This window comes from Arthrobacter sp. NPDC057013 (assembly GCF_042674585.1).
Lineage (GTDB): Bacteria > Actinomycetota > Actinomycetes > Actinomycetales > Micrococcaceae > Arthrobacter.
The window spans coordinates 183,946-203,227 of the sequence record NZ_JBHUSE010000004.1; the positions used below are offsets into that span (position 1 = coordinate 183,946).

Consider the following 19,282-nt stretch of genomic DNA (forward strand, 5'->3'; position numbering starts at 1 on the left):
TTCACGCCGGTCGTGCCAGTCGCGGTATGGACTCCATCTGGCGAAACTCCAGCAAAATCGCGGCTGGCCGAAGGTTCGTCCCAGTACTCCAATTCCAACGCCGATAACACGATTCCGTCAGTTTCTGCTCAGCCACGGGATCACCCCGGTGAGATGGACCAGCACGTGGGTTGCGAAGTTCCGGTCGGGGGCCAGCGACATCACCGTGGTGATCAGGACCGGGAGAAGCGCGGCGAGGATGAATCCTGCCGTCGCCCGGGCCCTGCCCAATGCCCAGGAGGGCGGCCCGGGGAGAACCCGGCCGCCCAGAGGATGGGACACCATGTGGACGTCAATGTCGCCGGAACCCCTCACGACTTTGGAGCCGACACTGCTGCCCGGCAGACGGGTGATGACGCGGCCGCGGGAGACTCCGACAACGATCTGGGTTGCGTTCACGCTTCGGGCAAATTCCAGCAGGGATTTGGCCGCGTCATCTCCGACAACGGTGTGGTAGGTGCCGCCCCGATCCGTGACGAGCCGGCGCTGGGTCGCCAGGGCCTGGGATTCTGCCGCGGGCTGCCCTTCAGGGCGACGCAGCCATATACTGACGCCGTACGTGAACACGTGCAACATCAGCACCACCACGAGGGGGAACATTGCGATGAAAAAACTTGCCGCCACACTTTTAATGACCGGCATTCTAGCCGTAGCCGGGTTCGCTGCTCCGGCTAACGCCGCACCGAAGGACCAGGACAGCACCACGTCCTCCACTCCGAAGACCTCGACCAACCACGCGACCATCGGTTGGTGGCCGAACTAGGTTCGGCCGTATTTAGCGCCAGCCAAAAGCCGCCCCCTGATTGGGGGCGGCGTTTTGACGCCGCGCTGCCGCTCGATTCCCCACTTGAAACTCCCCTAACCGGAGCGCGCCGTCTCGCACCCTTAGGGTTATGGGGCATCCCGGGTTACCAGACACCGTTTGATGTTGGCTGCATGTATCTATTGCTCAGAGGGTGTGCAAGAACGCGGTGATGTCATTGGCGAGGAGTTCGGGTTCCTCGTGCGGAGCGAAGTGCCCGCCTCGGGGCATCTTTGTGTAACGGGTGACGTGATATGACCGATTGGCCCAGCTTCGGGGTGGCTGTGCGAGGTCGAACGGGAATAGGGCAACTGCCGTCGGGACCCGCACCTGATCCACACGCGTAGTGAAGCCCGCTGCGAATTCGTAATACGGGCGAAACGAAGTCCCGATGGCGTTCGTGAACCAGTAGACGGATGCGAGGGTGATGAGGTACTCATCGCTGAACCGGGTGGAGACGTCCCCTCCGCAGTCGCTCCAGGCCCGGTGCTTTTCGAGGATCCAGGACAACAGGCCTGCCGGCGAGTCCGACAGTGCGGGAGCAAGGGTAAGGGGACGGGTTTGCTGCTGATGCTGGTACGCACCCTCTGCTGCAACCCAGGCGTTCACGCGCTCCAGATGTTCTTGTTCTTCGGGGCTGACCGTCGCAGGGTCAAGATGGAGTGGGGCAGCAACTGCGAGGAGATGGATGCCGACAACGGCTTCGGGATGGGTCTGTGCCAGGCGCGAGGTTATTCCTGCCCCGAGGTCGCCGCCGTGTGCCGCGTATCGGTCGAAGCCGAGGTGCTCGGTCATCAGCCGGTGCCAGAGTTCGTGTGTCTGCTGGTGCAGGGACGGACGCTGCGGGGAGAACGGCAGGCCTGGCAGGGCTGGAACTATCACCGTGACGGCAGCCTCGGGGCTGCCCCCGAAACGAGATGGAGTCGCTAACCGTTCGGCGAGGGCCACGAGCTCGAGCGCGGTGCTGGGCCATCCGTTGGTGAGTACCACCGGCAGGCCGCCCGGCTTTTCCGAGTTGTATCGAAGATATGCCACCGCTGTGCCATCGATGACGACCGTATTCCACGGCAGTCCGTCGATGCGGCACCGTTGCGTTTCCCAGTCGAAGTCCTCCGCCCAGTACGAGACCAATCGGCGCAGCTCTCTTTGGTCAGTGCCTGCGTCCCAGCCGGTCACAGGCCACGGGGCAGGCCACCGCGTGTCACGCAGCCGACGCCGGAGGTCGTTGACCTCTTCGTTTGACGGATGAAGGGGGGCGGGCGAACGGGACATGGCGCTCATTTCAAGAAGATGCATACAGGTGGGGTTGAACGAAAACTATCGCAGCATGCGATCCTTCATTCTCCTTTGGGGCCGGTTTAAACAGGCGCCACCGCGGGCCCGACCATGACGGTGGCTTCCTCGATGCGCTCGAAGCGTCCGTCCGGACCCAGGGACGCGAAGACGTAGACCTCGTAGACGGTGCGCCGGCCATCACCACCGAGCAAATCGATGATGTGGCGTTCGGCGTAGCGGCTGCCATCGGTGATTTCGTCCAGGACGGTGATTGTGACTTCCCGGGTCCTGCTCCGCAGGTACCGGATGCGCGAGAGAAATCCGGTCCGGTCGTCCCATTGCCCGTTCGTCCGCTGACGGAAGCCGGGGGCGATATGCCGGTCGGCTGCCTCGTCTACAGGAAGGCCGTGGTTCTCGAGGAGGTCCGCCAAGGCGTCTCTGAGTGTGGTCATCGGACGGTGAGCACAATCTTGCCCTGGATGTGTCCCCGGGCCGCCCGCTCGTGCGCTTGCCGGGCGTTGGCGAGCCGGTAGTTGCTGTCAACGGCAACGCGCACTGTGCCAGCCTCGATCAGGGCCGCTAACTGTTCGAGCTGCCGGCCGTCGGAGCGCACCTGCGTGGAAGAGACCACCACTCCGCGTTCGGCGACCTCTTGGGGGTCGAATTCGGCGAGGTAGACCGGGAAAAGTGCACCGCCGCGCTTCAGCGTGCGGAGCAAGCGACCACTTTGGGGGCCGCCGACGGTGTCAACTACGAGGTCGACGTTGCTGGCAACGTCTTCGGGGCGGTCCTGGGTGTAGTCGATGAACTGGTCAGCGCCGAGGTCTCGCAGGAATTCTTCGTGTTCTCCCGAAGCGACCGCGATGACGTTCGCACCCTTCCATTTCGCAAGCTGCACGGCGAAGTGCCCCACCCCGCCCGCGGCCCCGTTGACCAGCACCGCGGTGCTGGAGTCAATACTGACCGGGCGGTGCTGCTCGGCCTGGAAAGGCGAGGGATGGTCGTGACCCAGCTCCACGAGGAACTGCCATGCGGTCAGCCCGGACATTGCTGCACCGGCGGCGTGAAGGTGTTCGACGCCCGCTGGCTTGTGCGCAAGGTCTGAGGCCGGCGCGGTGACGTACTCGGCATAGGCGCCGCCCTGGAGGCTGGTGGGGAAGCGGACCATGCCGAAAACTTCGTCACCCTCCGTAAAGCCTTCGACGTCCCCGGCCACAGCCTCCACGACGCCTGACACATCGGTGCCCAGGGTGATGGGCAGGCTCATGGGCGGCAGCATCTCCCGCGGCACGCCCGGCATCCCTTCACGCATATACCAGTCCGGAGGGTTGACGCCCACCGCGGAGACCCGCACGAGCACCTCGCCCGGCCCCACCTCGGGAACCGGTACCTCCTCGCAGCGGATGACTTCGGGGCCGCCGAAGTGATGAACTCGAATCGCCTTCATAGTGTTCGCGGGCATTGTGTGTCCTTTCCGTGGCCTGCCTGTACCATTAGTGGAGCAGTGCTCCCAATGTAGTGGAGCACTGCTCCGGTTGTCAAAAGGAGATGTGGGATGCGCGCCGACGCCCAAAGAAACTATGAGCACCTGCTCGACATTGGCCGCGTTGTTGTGGCCGAGCAGGGGGCTGAGGCATCACTGCGCGACGTCGCCCGCCGGGCTGGCGTTGGATTGGGAACGCTTTACAGGCACTTCCCGTCACGGGAGGCCCTGCTTGAAGCCTTGCTGCGTGAGAGCTTTGAAAAGCTGGCAGCGCAGGCAGCCGAGCTTGAGGCGGCAAGCGCACCGGCGGACGCGCTCCTTGTCTGGCTGCGCGACTTCGTCCTGTTCTCCAGCACCTACCGGGGCGTCACGGAGATGATGATGGCCGCCATCGAAAACACGGAGTCTGCGCTCCATGCCTCATGCGTCAGGCTGCGCGGCGCCGGCTCGCAGCTGCTCACCCGCGCCCAAGCCGCCGGCGCCGCCCGCCCTGACATGGATGGCACCGACCTGTTCGCGCTCGTCACCGCACTCGCCTGGCTCGGCGACCAGCCGTCAAGCGCGACCCGCGCCGGTCATCTCTTCGACATCATCGCAAGCGCAATCCTGATAAATCCGGCAAGCGGCGATTCCCTCTCCGAATCCGCCTAACGCGGCACTGGGCTCGGCACACACCGCGACGGTGGCTCTAGATGCTGGCATAGCCGGCCCGGTTGAATGTGCGATGAAGGAACAGGAGCCCGGCTGCCATACGCCGGCATCTCATAACCCTTGGGGTGCAAGGCGTCGCACTGAGCAATTTTGATATCTCGCCTGCGCAATCCCGTTTTTCGGATCCTGTGTGGCTGCCCTTCGACTGACGTGTTCTCATTACTGTGTCTCGCAACCCTCCAGTGAAATCGGCGTATTCATCGTTTGTTGAGAGACACCTGACAACGGCGCGCGACGCGTCCGGGTCCGAACTGCCCCAGGAGGGCTGTCAGTGTGTGGTCCCTGGGTGCCAGCTGTAGGGGTTGGCTTTAGGTCTGCCACTGCGATGCGCGTCGTACCCTTGCTGCCAGGCTGTCTCCACCGCGGTCTCCATCTCGGCCAGCAGCGGATAGTACGGGTGGTCCGGTCCAATGAAAAGCATTTCCTCACGCGCCCTCTCAACAGCTGCCTGCACAGTGTTGCTTTCCGCCATGCAGGCATCGTCCCACCAGGGACTGCAGCACGCTATAGCCAGCCAGACCATGGCCATGATGCGGAACAGCACTTCAGTCAGGTCAGTTTCTGTCAGATTGAACTCTAAGAGCCGCTCGACTCACTCCGACAACAAATATCAGTGAACATGGCACCGCCACGCAGTGCGGACGGCAGCGTGCGGACTCCGCTGAGGATGACAGGCTGGCCGATGGCCAATTGCACGCCATCCCGTGGACACGGCCAGCACTATCCCGGCTGACGGAACCCAAGGCCTTTCGAATACAGTCCCCGATGGCGCCGCTACCAGGGGGCGGCACGTCGAATCCATCTGTCAGCCGACGACGCGCAGCATCCCGAACCACCATGGCGGCCCACGCAAACCCTGAACGGTCCGTCACAAGCAACACCTCTATAGGAAAGGAACGCCTGTGCGTGGCACCATCCTCACCATCAGGGGTCAAAACCCCGAACATCGCCCCCGACGCCTGAATCGCATCTACCGCTGCCATTATCGGCGACGTTGAAGTCGGTCCGGCGTCCGGAATCTTCTAGGGTGCCGTCCTCAGAGCCGACAAGAATCCATCGTCATCGCGGATGGAACTGACGTTCAAGACACGGCGGTCGTCCACGCGGACGCCGGAATCCCCGTTCGGATCGGAAGCAACGTGAGCATCGGTCACGGATCCGTGCTCCACGGCTGCACCGTAGGGGAGGGCGCCCTGATCGGCATGAATGCCACAGTGCTCAACGGGGCCGACGTCGGCAAAGGATCCCTAGTGGCAGCCAATGCACTGGTGCCTGAAGGTATGCGCATCCCGCCCGGATCCCTCGTGGCAGGCGTCCCCGCGAAGGTGCGCCGTTCCCTCACTCAAGGAGAAAGCTGCGCGGATTGCATGTGCTCCGTCGACCTGAGCCATGCGGCCACATGGAACAAGAGCTGTCCGCCCGTTCAGGGCACCCGCGTTGGGGCGGACAGCGCGCAGGACCGGCCTTCGTTAGCTGACCGCCCGGGATAGTGTGAGACTCTGCTGGAGGTACTTTTCCTGGTGGTGGACGAATGCGGCATGCGCAACTAGCGGCGTGCTGTTGAGCAACGGGATCTCGAGACTGGCGCCGCACTCTTTGCCTTGGCAGCGAATTTCGTCCGTCCAGACCCAGCTGTAACCTGGGTGGGACGCCAGAACGGCGGCCATGCCGTCTCGTGGATCAGGCCTTCGGTTCTCGGTCTCTGCGCGAGCTGCGCGGCCGTCCGGCAACCCGACTTCCAGCCGTTCGAGTGTCATGGTCCCCAACCTTCCATTCAGGAGTTGGTGTTGACCCTAATGTGCCCGGCAGCACGTGCACCCCTTTTCGGGCTAACGGTTGGGTCACGTTCTGACCCCCTGATCTTCTTTGCCAGAAGGGCTGTTTCCGGACTGCATCAGGACGTACGCTTCATTGGAAGGTGCCAGCCAGTTGCCCTGCCGGCCCAGGGACTGCCTGAGCGTGGCGCAGCCGGATGATGGCTTCGGCCGGTTTCCGTTCGCCGTCGGCCCACTGGCGCACCACCCCGGTTCCCTGACCAAGCCGATGTAGGCAACAAGCTTCGCGCAGGGGATAGCCCACAGGTCCCGGACGAGCTCCGGCTCGGGCAACCGGATGGAACCCTGGTGGGCCTGGTTTGGGGCAGTTATTAGCGCCGATCCATAAAGTTAGTCGGACTGCTTGCGCAGCGCTGCCCAAGCTTGGAAACCGCCGATAAGGTCCGTCGCACGGGTCAGCCCAAGCCGTTGCAGGGTGTGTGCAGCGAGGCTGGAGCTGTACCCCTCGTTGCAGACGACCACGATCCGTCGAGCGGGGTCGTCAGCGATCGGGAGCCGGTGGGGGCTGGAAGGATCGAGCCGCCACTCGAGAACGTTTCGGTCAATGACCACGGCTCCCGGAAGATGACCGTCCCGGTCTCGCTGATCGACCGGCCGTGTATCAACAACGAGGGCGCCCGCTGCCATCTCCTGCTCAAGATCTGAAGCGTGAACACGTTCGAGCCCGAGGCGGCTCTCAAGTAGTAATTGGTTGAGCGTAAGGGTCCCGGGGGAATCGCTCGGATCCAGACTGCGTTGGCAGGCCACGTCGCCGTCGTCGGAGATTTGACACTGCTTCACCGTTTCCTCGCTTGCCCGCTGATCGGCCGGCCCTTCCGCCGCGAAGCGAAATGATCAGCTATTTTTGGTCGTCAACTTCAAGGGTGCCGTCAACTTCAAGGGTATGGAGGGAGTCAAGTCAACACGCGTCAGCCACGCAATACGTGCCGTGCCCGGTCCTGTTGTTGTCGACGTCTGCAACGATGCTCCTGTATCCGTCAAAATCACGTTTAGCGCTTGGGGGAGAACACGCGCAACTTTCGTCCTGTTGCTGGCGACGTGGTCTGGGATATGCTCCTGAAATGGCACCGCGAAGTTTTCTTCAATGGCCGGTCGTCCGTCAGTTGAGCACCGGCGACCTGCTGGGGCGCGGGCCGGCGGTTACCTCGCCGCAGACGAGGGCAATCGCCCCACGGACGGCCACCGCAGACCGCGTGGTGCAGAGCGTGTGCCCGTACTGCGCCGTGGGTTGCGGACAGCGGGTCTACGTCAAGGACGAAAAAGTTGTCCAGATCGAAGGCGATCCTGATTCGCCGATCTCCCGCGGCAGGCTGTGTCCCAAGGGCTCTGCCAGTGAGCAGTTGGTCAACTCGCCGGGCCGGCAGACCAAAGTGCTCTACCGGGCGCCGCATTCCACCGAGTGGGAACATCTGGATTTGGCAACAGCGGTCGAGATGGTGGCGGACCGGTTTATCGAGACCCGCCGCAGGACGTGGCAGCAGGAAGACGACCAGGGTCGGCTGCTGCGCCGCACGATGGGCATCGCCTCGCTTGGTGGGGCAACCCTGGACAACGAAGAGAACTACCTGATCAAGAAACTCTTCACGGCTGCCGGGGCAGTACAGATCGAGAACCAAGCCCGCATTTGACACTCCTCCACGGTTCCCAGTTTGGGAGCCTCGTTTGGACGCGGTGGTGCCACGCAATCACTGCAAGACATGGCCAACGCCGACTGCATCATCATTCAGGGTTCGAACATGGCCGAGTGCCATCCTGTGGGGTACCAGTGGGTCGCGGAGGCCAAGGCTCGCGGAGCGAAGGTCATTCACGTCGACCCCCGGTTCACGCGCACCTCGGCTGTCGCGGACAAGCACATCCCGATCCGGGCCGGCTCTGACGTGGTTCTCCTCGGCGCGCTTATCAACCATGTCCTCACCAATGACCTGTGGTTCAGGGAGTACGTCACTGCGTACACCAACGCCGCCACGCTCGTCCACGAGGACTACCGCGACGCCGAGGACCTGGGCGGCCTGTTCTCCGGCTTTGATCCGGAGAAGCGCGCTTACGACACGTCATCGTGGGCCTATGCGGAAAAAGGGGAGGGTGCCATTGATGAGCCGGGGCCCGGTTCGGAACACGGCGCCGATGCCACGGCCAGGGCCGCCGGCCACGCTTTTGGAAGCGGCGGCCCACCGCTGGAGCATGCGGAAGTACAGCGCGATGACACCCTCCAGGACCCGCGGACTGTCTTCCAGATCGTGAAGCGGCACTACGCCCGTTACACGGCGGAGATGGTCCAGGACATGTGCGGTATCGACGCCGCGGACTTCGAGTATCTGGCCCGCGCCATCACGGAAAACTCCGGTCGCGACCGGACCACCTGTTTCGCCTACGCCGTTGGTTGGACCCAGCACTCCCTTGGAGCGCAGTTCATCCGGGCAGCCGCTATCCTGCAGCTTCTGCTCGGAAACGTCGGACGCCCGGGGGGCGGAATCATGGCGCTGCGTGGTCATGCCAGCATCCAGGGCTCCACGGACATCCCCACCCTCTTCAACCTTCTGCCCGGGTACCTGCCGATGCCCAGCGCCGGACGCCACGACAGCCTCGAGGACTACCTGTCAGTCATTGGCTCGAAACAGCAGAAGGGTTTTTGGGCCGACGCCGACGCCTACACCATCAGCCTCCTGAAGGCCTGGTGGGGTGACGCCGCAACTGCCGACAATGACTGGGCTTACGACTACCTTCCGAGGCTGACCGGAGCCCACGGTACATACGAGACGGTGATGGGCATGCTCGAGGATGAAGTGGAGGGCTACTTTCTCCTCGGACAAAATCCGGCGGTGGGTTCGGCCCACGGCCGGATGCAGCGCCTCGCCATGTCGCATTTGAAGTGGCTTGTGGTGCGTGACCTGAACCTCATCGAGTCCGCGACGTGGTGGAAAGACGGGCCGGAAATCGAATCCGGGGAACTGCGCACGGAGGACATTGAAACCGAGGTGTTCTTCCTGCCTGCCGCAACCCACGTCGAGAAAGCCGGCTCCTTCACGCAGACCCAGCGGCTGCTGCAGTGGCGGCACCAGGCGGTGGCACCGCCGGGGGAGTGCCAAAGCGAGCTGCAGTTCTTCTTCGAGCTGGGCCAGCGGATCCGCGAGAAGATGGCCGGGTCGGAAGACGAACGGGACCGTCCGCTGCTCGACCTCACCTGGGACTATCCCACGGATGGGCATGGCGAGCCTGATGCCGAGGCCGTGCTTGCGGAAATCAACGGACGCCACCTGGACGGCCCGGATGCCGGCAAGCCACTCTCGGCATACACCGAACTCCGCGCCGACGGGTCCACGGAGGCCGGCTGTTGGATCTACACCGGCGTGTTCGCAGACGGTTTCAACCATGCGGCCAACGGTAGGCCGGGCCAAGAACAGGGGCCTGCGGCTCCGGAGTGGGGCTGGGCATGGCCAGCCAACCGTCGGATCCTCTACAACCGGGCGTCGGCCGATCCGGCCGGCAAGCCGTGGAGCGAGCGGAAGAAATACATCTGGTGGGACGAGGAACAGGGTAAGTGGGTTGGAGACGACGTTCCGGACTTCCCGGTTGACCGGGCGCCGGGCAGCAAGCCCGATCCCTCTGTCGGTGGTCCAGCCGCACTCAGCGGAGACGATCCCTTCATCATGCAGGCCGACGGCAAGGGCTGGTTGTTCGCGCCGAAGGGCCTCATGGATGGCCCCCTTCCCACCCATTACGAAGCCCAGGAATCCCCGGTGGCGAACGCACTTTACCCGCAGCAGCAGAGTCCTACGCGGCTGGTGTTCCCCCGCGCGGATAACCTCAGCGCGCCAAGCGCTGGAACCAGTGGGGCAGACGTCTACCCTTACGTCTTCACCACGTATCGGCTCACGGAGCACCATACGGCGGGTGGGATGAGCCGCTGGCTTCCTTACCTTTCGGAGCTGCAACCGGAGATGTTTTGCGAGGTTTCGCCAGAACTGGCCGCCGAGCGAGGCTTGGAGCCCTACGGGTGGGCCACGATTGTTTCGCCCCGCTCCGCCATCGAGGCTAAGGTGCTTGTCACAGACCGGATGCGGCCCCTGACTGTTGGCGGTCACACCGTGCACCAAATCGGGCTGCCCTACCACTGGGGCGTCGGCAGCAATGCCGTGGTCAGCGGTGACGCCGCCAACGACCTGTTGGGTGTCACCCTGGACCCAAACGTCCAGATCCAGGAATCCAAGGTGGCTTCCTGCGACATCCGGCCCGGCCGCCGGCCCCGCGGGGAGGAGCTGCTTGCCTTGGTTGCCGAGTACCAGGAACGGGCCGGAGTAACCATCGAGACCGGTAGCCGTGCCGTCACCGATCCGGCGTCGGAAGGCATCAAATCCGCTCCGGATGACCACGGCCGGGCAGACGGCGGGCCGCGCTGATGAACGTGATCGCCTCTGCCCTGGCCGAAGCACACAACGTTCCGCCCGGACAACCCCTGCCTCGGGGCAGAGTTCCGGGCAACAACCCCATGTTGGAGGACTAGATGGGCCAGCTGTCCGGACCGACCGACCCCACCGCCGATGCCCACTGGGAACACAACCATCCGCGCAAGGGATTCTTCACCGACACATCGATCTGCATCGGCTGCAAGGCCTGCGAAGTCGCCTGCAAGGAATGGAACCACAACCCGCAAGACGGAAATCTCGAGTTGCTGGGGTCTTCCTACGACAATACCGGATCGCTGGGCGCCAGCACCTGGCGGCATGTGGCGTTCATTGAGCAAGGCCAGGAACGCATTGCCGAGGCTCGGGAATCGGGTCGGGCCCTGGTCAATTTGGGTATGCCCCGCGTTGGTCCTCCCGCCCAGGCTGGGTCCGGGGCGACGGACCTGGCAGGGGCGGATACGACGCCCCCGGACACGGCAGACTTCCGGTGGCTGATGTCCTCGGATGTCTGCAAGCACTGTACCCACGCCGGATGCCTGGACGTCTGCCCCACAGGTGCCCTTTTCCGCACAGAATTTGGCACCGTAGTGGTCCAGGACGATGTCTGCAACGGCTGCGGAACCTGCGTGGCCGGGTGCCCCTTCGGGGTGATCGAGCGCCGCAGTAACGGCACTGTCAAGGTCGCCGCCAGCAGGGAGGAACAGCACGCCAAGCATCCCACCGTGCCGAACGAGGGCATCGCCCAGAAGTGCACGCTGTGCTACGACCGGCTGGTGGCCGACGAGACGCCGGCCTGCGCCAAGGCATGCCCGACGACGTCCATCAAGTTCGGCGACCACGACGACATGGTGGACACGGCCCGGGAGCGCGTCGCGACGCTGCATGCGCAGGGCATGACCGAAGCGAGGCTTTACGGCGCGAACGAGAACGACGGTGTCGGCGGAACCGGATCGGTCTTCCTGCTGCTTGATGAGCCCGAGGTGTACGGGCTCCCGCCGGACCCCCGCGTCCCCACAGCCGACCTGCCGCAGATGTACCGGCGGGCAGGCGTGGCCGTCGCGGGCATGGTAGCCGCAGCTGCGGTCGCTTTCCTGGGACGGCGCGCGTGACGCACTCAGACTTCGACAGCTTCCGGCCACCCGAGCCTGCGCGCCGGCGCCGCACGGGCGGCAAGCGCGGCCCCAGCCGCCGCGACAACGGTGATGGCTCCCGGGAGATGCCCATGGTTCCGGAGCCGGAATTCACCTCGTACTACGGCCGTCCCGTGGTCAAGCCGGCGCCCTGGGGCGACGACGTCGCTCTTTACCTTTTCCTTGGCGGCGTCGCAGGGGGTTCCGCACTGCTTGGCCTCGGCGGGCAGCTGACGGGCCGCCCGACGCTGCGCCGGAATGCCCGGTTGAGCGCCTTGACAGCAGTGAGCCTTGGCGCTGTGGCGTTGGTGAAGGACCTGGGCCGGCCCGAGCGCTTCCTGAATATGCTGCGGACCTTCAAGGTCACCTCGCCGATGAGTGTGGGCTCGTGGATTCTCAGCGCCTTCAGCGCCGGCACAGCCGTCTCGGCGGTGGCGGAAATCGACCGGCTGAGCGGGACCCGGCTTCGGCTGGGTCCGCTGCGGAAGGTGCTGCACGCTGTCGAGGGACCGGCAGGCTTTGAAGCCGCGTTGTTCGCGGCACCGCTGGCGGCATACACGGCGGTCCTGCTCGGTGATACGGCCACACCTACCTGGAACGCCGCGCACGAGGAACTGCCCTTTGTCTTCGTGAGCTCCGCGTGCCTCGCCTCTTCCGGGCTCGCCATGATCACGACCCCGGTGCACGAGGCAGGTCCCGCCCGGAAACTCGCCGTGCTCGGCGTCGTGGGCGACCTGGCGGCGACGCGGGTGATGGAGCACCGGATGGACCCGGTCGCAGCCGAGCCCCTGCATCAGGGCAAGGCGGGTGCCATGCTGAAATGGAGCGAGCGGCTGGCGGTCGCGGGCGGGCTGGGGGCCCTGCTGGCCGGGCGCAACCGCGCAGTGGCCGCGGCTTCAGGGGTGGCTTTGCTGGCTGCTTCGGCACTGACCCGGTTCGGCGTGTTCGAGGCGGGACTGGCCTCGGCCAAGGACCCGCGCTACACGATCGAACCGCAGAAGAACCGGCTCGCCGCCCGCCGCGCGGCGGGCGTCACCGGCGATTCGATCACTACTGCCGGCTGACGCGCTGGCCGTGGTCTAGCGGATCTCGATGCCCCGACCGGCTGTGGTGTGCCCGATCACGGGATGCCCGGGCAGTTCGCCGACTACGAGCAGGCCTCCGGAGGTCTGCGCATCGGCCAGAAGCAGCAGATCGTCTTCAGCGACGCCGGGACCGGCGGCCACGTGTGGCCGCACCCAGTCGAGGTTGCGCCGGGTCCCGCCGGAGACAAAGCCGTCACGCAGCGCCTCCCGTGCCCCGTCAATCAGCGGTACCGCCTTCAGATCGATCACTGCACCCACTTCCGAGGCGCGGACCATCTTATGAAGATGTCCAAGCAGGCCAAAACCCGTCACGTCCGTCGCTGCCCGGATGCCGGCGGCCACCGCGGCCTCGGCCGCGTCGCGGTTGAGGCCCGCCATCATCTCTACCGCTTCAGCGAACACCTCACCGGTCTGCTTGTGCCGGTTATTGAGGAGTCCGACGCCGATCGGCTTGGTAAGCGTGATGGGCAACCCCGGCTGGGCGGAGTCGTTGCGCAGCAACCGGTCGGGGTTCGCGACGCCGGTGACGGCCATGCCGTACTTAGGCTCCGGATCGTCAATGGTGTGCCCGCCAAGCACAGGGCAGCCAGCCTCTGACGCCACGCTCAGGCCGCCGCGGAGGACTTCGGTCATCAACTCCAACGGCAGAACACCGCGGGGCCAACCGACGAGGTTGATAGCTGTGACCGGCCGGCCGCCCATAGCGTATATGTCTGAGAGGGCGTTGGCGGCAGCGATGCGGCCCCAGTCAAAAGCGTCGTCGACGACGGGCGTGAAGAAGTCGGCCGTTGTGAGTACCGCCAGGTCGTCGCGCACCAGGACCGCTGCCGCGTCGTCACCACTGTCGAGACCAACCAGCACCTCGGCGCCCGGTTGGCCGATGAGGCCGCGGACCGCATCTTCGAGCTCGCCGGGCGGAATTTTGCAGGCACAGCCCCCGCCGTGGGCATAGGCGGTGAGCCGGACCGCGCCGGCGGCACCGTCATCGAGTCGCGGAACTGACGTCTGAGCCTCATTCACCCGCCCAGCGTACCCCTCCAGGGCAACCTGCTATATTGAGGCGCGGTGGCGTCCGGGTCCTGGTGGGCCCCCCGGTCTTCAAAACCGGTGAGGCTGAGCATCTCGGCCTGGCGGGTTCGATTCCCGTCCGCCACCGCCAGCTGCCGGCACAGAATGCCGCGAAATGAGGAGGGACCCTGGACGAGGTCGATCCGCGCCGCCTGATTCCACGCACGAATGACCTGCTGGCGCTGCCGGCCGTCCACGAGGCCCGGACACGCCTGAGCGAGCGGGTCATCCGCGAACTCGTCCGGCAGGTCCAGGACCAGGCCCGGCGCGATCAGTTGCCTCCCGGACAGGTCGAACCAGCTCTGTTGGGCGCCCTTGCTGCACGCAAAGCGACAACCCTGCGCCCGGTGCTGAACGCAACCGGCGTGATCGTCCACACCAATCTCGGGCGCGCACCCCTTTCTGCAGCCGCGGTAGAAGCTGTTGTCGCGGCCAGCGGCTACGTCGACGTGGAGCTGGACCTGGCAGACGGCAGCCGCTCCCGCCGGGGTGCCGGCGCCCGTGCCGCATTGCTCGCCGCCTGTCCCGCCGCCGAGGATGCCCTGGTGGTCAACAACGGAGCTGCGGCACTGGTATTAGCCACTACAGCCCTGGCCGCCGGCCGGGAGGTGGTGGTGAGCCGCGGCGAACTGGTTGAGATCGGCGCGGGCTTCAGGCTGACGGACTTGATGGAGTCGACGGGCGCGACGCTTCGCGAGGTCGGCACGACCAACCGGACGCATCTGCATGACTACGCCGGCGCTCTGGGACCGGACACAGGCTGCATACTCAAGGTCCACCCGAGCAACTTCCGGGTTGACGGGTTTACGTCAGCTGTTCCGCTGCACGAACTGAGCCAGCTGACCGTGGACAACGGGGTACCTCTAGTGGCCGACCTGGGCAGTGGGCTGCTGGCACCCGACCCGCACCTGCCGGATGAACCGGATGCCGCGTCCGCTTTGGCGAGCGGGGCCGACGTCGTCATCGCCAGCGGTGACAAACTGCTGGGCGGCCCCCAGGCGGGCTTGCTCCTCGGCCGCAAGGAGATCATCACGCGGCTGGCCCGCCATCCGCTCGCCCGTGCAGTCCGGGCCGACAAACTCGCCCTCGCCGCCCTGGAGGCCACCGTGGCGGGCGGACCGCCGCCGGTTGTCCAATCGCTGCACGCCGACGCTGGGCAATTGCGGCGTCGCACCGACAGGCTCGCCCAGGCCCTCGGGGTACCCGTCGTGGCCCATGATGGCCGGGTTGGCGGCGGCGGTGCCCCCGGTGTTCCCTTGCCGGGATGGGCGCTCCTGCTCCCTGAAAGACTTGCAGGTTACTTGCGCGCCGGTGACCCGGCAGTGCTGCCGCGCGTCCACGACGGCTCGTGCCTGGTCGACCTCCGCTGCGTGCCCGCGACTGATGATGACCGCATACTGGACGCCGTGCGGCAGGCGATGGCAACCCTGCAGGTTGTGGATGCAGGCAGGGCGGGCTGATCAGTGCACGTCGTTGCCACGGCCGGACATGTCGATTCCGGCAAAAGCACCCTGGTTCGCGCCCTTACCGGCATGGAGCCGGACCGTTGGGAGGAGGAACGCCGCCGCGGGTTGACCATTGACCTGGGTTATGCGTGGACAACATTGCCGTCAGGCCAGGACGTGGCATTTGTGGACGTGCCGGGCCACGAACGTTTCCTCGGCAACATGCTTGCCGGAATCGGTCCGGCTCCCGTTGTCTGCTTCCTCGTCGCCGCCGACGAGGGCTGGCAAGCTCAGTCAAGTGATCATCGGGATGCAGTCGCTGCGCTGGACATCCAACATGGCGTCGTGGTCCTTAGCCGCACGGACAGGGCATCCGGGCAGCGGCTTGCGGATGTACTCGCCAGGACTCGGACAGAGCTGGCCGGGACCGGTCTGCAGGGCGCGCCCGCAGTAGCTGTGTCGGCCATCGACGGGACCGGCCTGGCTGACTTGCGTGCCGCGCTCGACGACGTCCTGGCCCACGTGCCTGCCCCCACCACCACCGGGCGGGTCCGGTTGTGGGTGGACCGCTCGTTCACGATTACCGGTTCCGGAACGGTGGTGACCGGAACGCTGGCAGCAGGAACACTGGCTCAGGGTGACCGGCTGGAGCTGCTCGGTCACGTCGATTCCCGGCCTGTCGTGGTCCGTGGCCTGCAGAGCCGCGACAACTCATACGCCTCGGTGGAGCCGGTCAGCCGGGTGGCGTTGAACCTGCGGGACGTTTCCGCCACGGACATCCGCCGCGGAGATGCGCTGGTTACCCCCGGTGCATGGCCCACAACCGACGTCGTCGGCATCCGGCGCACCACCGGTGTGGCTTATACGGATGTGCCGGAGCAGCTCACGGTGCATGTGGGTACTGCTGCCGTGCCTGCCCGGCTGCGTCCCTTCGGGGCCGACCACGCCCGGCTCGTCCTCGACAGGCACCTCCCGCTCGTTCTTGGAGACCGGCTGGTGCTGCGTGATCCGGGGAGCCGCTCCGTGCTGGGCGGGGCACGCATCCTCGATGCCGATCCGCCGGCCCTGCGGCGGCGCGGCGACGGCGCCCACTGGGCCGAGCGGCTTGCAGGCATGGCCCCGGCGGGCGACGTGCTGGGGGAGGTGGCAGCCCGCAAAGCCGTTCAGCTGGAGCATCTGCGCCGGCTGGGGCTTCTGTCCGGGCACCGCCCTAAGGCCCCGCCCGGCGTGGAGGATATTGGTGACTGGTGGGTGCACGCTCCTGTCCTTGAGGCCTGGCAGCACCAGCTCCGCAACGCAGTCCAGGCGCTGCAGGAACGCGACCCCTTGGCGCCAGGCCTTTCCATGGGGGCAGCCGGTGACCTGCTTCGCTTGCCCGACGAGAGGCTGCTTTCCCATGTCATCCGCGGGGCTGCCCTGGAACAGGACGCAGGCTATATCCGGCTGCCCGGCAGCCGGGGCAACCTTGGACCCATCGAACCGGCAATCGCCGAGCTGGAGCGCCGGCTCACCGCCCATGCGTTTCAGGCCCCGGAATCCGAGGAGCTTGCCGCACTGGGCTTAGGCACGCGCGAGCTGGCCGCCGCCGAACGCACGGGTCGCCTGCTGAGGTTGCGTGACGGCGTGGTGCTGCTGCCAACGGCGCCGGCGCTTGCGATGCGCACCCTCGCCGGCTTGGAGCAGCCCTTCACCACCAGCCAGGCGCGCCAGGCCCTAGGAACAACGCGCCGGATTGCGGTTCCACTGCTGGAGCACCTCGATTCGCGGGGGTGGACTCAGCGGTTGGACGCCGGTCACCGCATGGCGGTGCGCTGATCACGGAGCCCAGGGGCTCAGCGCGTCCCCGCGCTACTTCAACGTCGTGGCCTCAAACGCCTCAGGGCTCTACGGCTCCAGCCCCCACAACCTTTTCCCCCTCGTACTGTCCGCCCTGTCACAAGGAGGGTCCCCGAAAATTCCGGCACTACTACGACCACCCCACGGGACGTGTGTCCTGTATTCCGGGAAACGCGAACCGCGGGGTGATCCGTCTGATCATCGCTGTCCTTGGTTCGCTCCTCGCGGTGGGCGGGTACATCACGATTCTTGGCGCGATGCACGCGCCCTGGTCAAAATTGATTCTCTACCGTCCGCCAACACCCGCGAATAGAGTACGGATCAACTCATTCCGCTCCTGACTTCAGGAACTGATCAGTTAGATTCAGCAGTTTCTGGCGCCGGGCAAGGGCCGCACGGCAGCAATGTCAGGTTGGGGTGCACTGAACTTTCTCCACGGACAGCCACACACTGCGCAAAGATGAGGGCCGAAAGGTGGGTCGTAGTCCTTGTGTCGTGTGCACCGCCATGGATGCCGGGGTAGCCGTTCGCGCTTAGATTCCGGCATGGACCCATTTGGGCGCAACCCCGCGCGTCGGACTGGAGGAAGCCTCTGCGCTGCGAACGCTCCTTATCCTGTCCGGGGGCTGTGATGCTTCCTGCCGTCGCCACCGATTCTGCCGCCCGCCGGGGCCCGCGAAATGGAGACGCCGCCAGCGGTCGCCCGGTCGCGGCAGTTCGCTGTGGCGGCGTGTGGCACCGGGGCGGCTTCGACGTCGGGGTTCCTGATTCCCAATGCGGAGACGGCACCGCCTGCAAACAGCAGCACTGCAACGGTCAGGGCAACGCGCCGGAAGCCACCGACATCAAGGGACCCCCCTATTAGGACGCCGACGAAAGCCACGGAAACAAGACCGGCCACGCGTGAGACGGCGTTGTTAACGGCCGAGCCAATACCGCTCTCCTGCGGGGGAACGGATCCGAGGATAGCGGCGGTCAGCGGTGCCACGGTAATGGCCAGCCCCAGGCCCAAGAGCAATAGTCCCGGTAGCATCTGAAGCCAAAAGTTGAATGCGCTGCCGGTAGCGAGCATGAGCAGGAAGCCGCAGCCGGCCACCACCGGGCCTACGGCCATGAAGAGGCGCGGCCCGTGACTGCCGGCCAGGGCCCCAAACACCCCTGCGAGCAGGAGTGAGAGCACAGCGACCGGGATGGTCGCCAGGCCGGCGAGCGAGGCTGGGAAACCCTTAACCTCCTGCAGGAAGAGCACCACGATCAGAAGACCGAGCGGGATACCGGCATAGATGAATGCCGTGGCAAGGTTGCCGAAGCCAAAATTCCGCGTCCGGAACAGTCCCAGCGGCATCATCGGATAGTCGGTGTGTCGCTCCCGCCACAGGAACGCACCAAAACAGGCCAGTCCAACGGCGAACGGGACGATGACCGCCGGGTGCCCCCACCCAAGCCGGTCCTGCTCGATAAATGCGAACACGGGTCCGGCCAGTCCCAAAGCGGCCAGCACGGCGCCGGCGTAGTCGATCGGTGACCGGGGTCCGGAGCCCAGCAGATCCCTGATCCTTCCCAGCAGCAGCAAAGCAGCAGCGATGGGAAGGACATTGATGGCAAAGATCCACCGCCAGCTCTGTGCATCCACCAGCACGCCTCCCAGCAGCGGCCCGGCCACGAAAGCCGTTCCAGTCCACGCCGTCCAGCTGCCGATCGCCTTTGCCTGCGCGGGGCCGCTGAAGGTTGCGGTGATCAGGGCCAGGGAACTGGGCACTAGCAATGCGGCGCCGGCGCCCTGAACGGCGCGGGCTGCTATCAGCACCGCCCCGTCGGGGGCTACGGCACAGGCGAGGGCAGCCAGCCCGAAAATGACCAGACCCAGCCGCAGCACCCGGACCCGGCCGAAACTGTCGGAGGTGGAACCGGCCACCAGGATCAGGGATCCCAGCGTGAGCAGGTACGCGTCGATAACCCACTGCTGAGTCGCGATGCCACCGCCCAGTTCGGTGGTGATGGCGGGAAGCGCAACATTGACGATGGCCCCGTCCAGAAAGGCGATGAATGAAGCCAGGATGGCCACCCACAGGACGGGACCCCCGCGGGCGCCGGGATCGGAACCCGGACCCGGTCCGGGACCAGCCGAGCCGCCGTCGCCGGGCACCGGCGTACCGCCGTCGCCGGGCAT

At 65.6% G+C, this 19,282-nt stretch carries 16 protein-coding genes and 1 tRNA gene; 9 read left to right on the plus strand and 8 right to left on the minus strand.

Annotated elements, in window-relative coordinates; all coding sequences use genetic code 11:
* Window positions 1-117: 117 nt before the first annotated feature.
* Complete coding sequence (locus ACFTSA_RS08095; RefSeq protein ID WP_377950760.1) at window positions 118-663, minus strand: hypothetical protein; 546 nt, start codon at window positions 661-663, stop codon at window positions 118-120.
* Window positions 664-670: 7 nt separating this feature from the next.
* Between ACFTSA_RS08095 and ACFTSA_RS08100 the strand changes: the two genes are divergently transcribed.
* On the plus strand, window positions 671-802 hold the full coding sequence (locus ACFTSA_RS08100; RefSeq protein WP_377950761.1) for a hypothetical protein: 132 nt from the start codon (window positions 671-673) through the stop codon (window positions 800-802).
* A 186-nt stretch (window positions 803-988) separates the two neighbouring features.
* Here the strand turns inward: ACFTSA_RS08100 and ACFTSA_RS08105 are convergent, their stop codons facing one another.
* From ACFTSA_RS08105 to ACFTSA_RS08115, 3 genes are all read right to left on the minus strand, one after another.
* Entirely contained in the window at window positions 989-2,122 is a 1,134-nt protein-coding gene (locus ACFTSA_RS08105) for an epoxide hydrolase family protein (protein ID WP_377950762.1), read from the minus strand.
* A gap of 77 nt (window positions 2,123-2,199) precedes the next feature.
* A complete protein-coding gene (locus ACFTSA_RS08110; protein ID WP_377950763.1) occupies window positions 2,200-2,568 on the minus strand; it encodes a hypothetical protein in 369 nt (122 codons plus the stop codon).
* Window positions 2,565-3,578: an NADP-dependent oxidoreductase gene (locus tag ACFTSA_RS08115; RefSeq protein WP_377950764.1), complete on the minus strand. Its 1,014-nt coding sequence runs from the start codon at window positions 3,576-3,578 to the stop codon at window positions 2,565-2,567. Before ACFTSA_RS08115 ends, ACFTSA_RS08110 begins: the two co-directional genes overlap by 4 nt.
* A gap of 93 nt (window positions 3,579-3,671) precedes the next feature.
* On the opposite strand from ACFTSA_RS08115, the gene ACFTSA_RS08120 reads away from it, so the two are divergent.
* On the plus strand, window positions 3,672-4,250 hold the full coding sequence (locus ACFTSA_RS08120) for a TetR/AcrR family transcriptional regulator (protein WP_377922903.1): 579 nt from the start codon (window positions 3,672-3,674) through the stop codon (window positions 4,248-4,250).
* Between the two features lie 1,220 nt (window positions 4,251-5,470).
* Entirely contained in the window at window positions 5,471-5,800 is a 330-nt protein-coding gene (locus ACFTSA_RS08125; RefSeq protein ID WP_377950895.1) for a gamma carbonic anhydrase family protein, read from the plus strand.
* Here the strand turns inward: ACFTSA_RS08125 and ACFTSA_RS08130 are convergent.
* Window positions 5,780-6,067 (minus strand): hypothetical protein, encoded by a 288-nt coding sequence (locus ACFTSA_RS08130; RefSeq protein WP_377950765.1) that lies wholly within the window; start codon window positions 6,065-6,067, stop codon window positions 5,780-5,782. The genes ACFTSA_RS08125 and ACFTSA_RS08130 overlap by 21 nt on opposite strands.
* 408 nt (window positions 6,068-6,475) lie before the next feature.
* Window positions 6,476-6,925, minus strand: a complete 450-nt coding sequence (locus ACFTSA_RS08135; RefSeq protein WP_377950766.1) for a rhodanese-like domain-containing protein — start codon at window positions 6,923-6,925, stop codon at window positions 6,476-6,478.
* A gap of 281 nt (window positions 6,926-7,206) precedes the next feature.
* On the opposite strand from ACFTSA_RS08135, the gene fdh reads away from it, so the two are divergent.
* From fdh to nrfD, 3 genes are all read left to right on the plus strand, one after another.
* On the plus strand, window positions 7,207-10,542 hold the full coding sequence (gene fdh, locus ACFTSA_RS08140) for a formate dehydrogenase (RefSeq protein ID WP_377950767.1): 3,336 nt from the start codon (window positions 7,207-7,209) through the stop codon (window positions 10,540-10,542).
* 104 nt (window positions 10,543-10,646) lie between these two features.
* Window positions 10,647-11,657 (plus strand): 4Fe-4S dicluster domain-containing protein, encoded by a 1,011-nt coding sequence (locus ACFTSA_RS08145; RefSeq protein ID WP_377950768.1) that lies wholly within the window; start codon window positions 10,647-10,649, stop codon window positions 11,655-11,657.
* Entirely contained in the window at window positions 11,654-12,742 is a 1,089-nt protein-coding gene (nrfD, locus tag ACFTSA_RS08150; RefSeq protein ID WP_377950769.1) for an NrfD/PsrC family molybdoenzyme membrane anchor subunit, read from the plus strand. The genes ACFTSA_RS08145 and nrfD overlap by 4 nt, the downstream gene beginning before the upstream one ends.
* Window positions 12,743-12,757: 15 nt before the next feature.
* On the opposite strand, the gene selD is transcribed toward nrfD, so the two are convergent.
* Window positions 12,758-13,783 (minus strand): selenide, water dikinase SelD, encoded by a 1,026-nt coding sequence (gene selD, locus ACFTSA_RS08155; protein WP_377950770.1) that lies wholly within the window; start codon window positions 13,781-13,783, stop codon window positions 12,758-12,760.
* A 44-nt stretch (window positions 13,784-13,827) separates the two neighbouring features.
* Between selD and ACFTSA_RS08160 the strand changes: the two genes are divergently transcribed.
* The 3 genes from ACFTSA_RS08160 (at window position 13,828) to selB (ending at window position 17,091) form a co-directional block, all read left to right on the plus strand.
* Window positions 13,828-13,922: transfer RNA gene (locus ACFTSA_RS08160), tRNA-Sec, on the plus strand.
* Between the two features lie 37 nt (window positions 13,923-13,959).
* Window positions 13,960-15,291 (plus strand): L-seryl-tRNA(Sec) selenium transferase, encoded by a 1,332-nt coding sequence (selA, locus tag ACFTSA_RS08165; RefSeq protein WP_377950896.1) that lies wholly within the window; start codon window positions 13,960-13,962, stop codon window positions 15,289-15,291.
* 3 nt (window positions 15,292-15,294) lie between these two features.
* On the plus strand, window positions 15,295-17,091 hold the full coding sequence (gene selB, locus ACFTSA_RS08170) for a selenocysteine-specific translation elongation factor (protein ID WP_377950771.1): 1,797 nt from the start codon (window positions 15,295-15,297) through the stop codon (window positions 17,089-17,091).
* Between the two features lie 631 nt (window positions 17,092-17,722).
* Here selB and ACFTSA_RS08175 read toward each other — a convergent pair.
* On the minus strand, window positions 17,723-19,282 hold the full coding sequence (locus tag ACFTSA_RS08175; RefSeq protein ID WP_377950772.1) for an MFS transporter: 1,560 nt from the start codon (window positions 19,280-19,282) through the stop codon (window positions 17,723-17,725).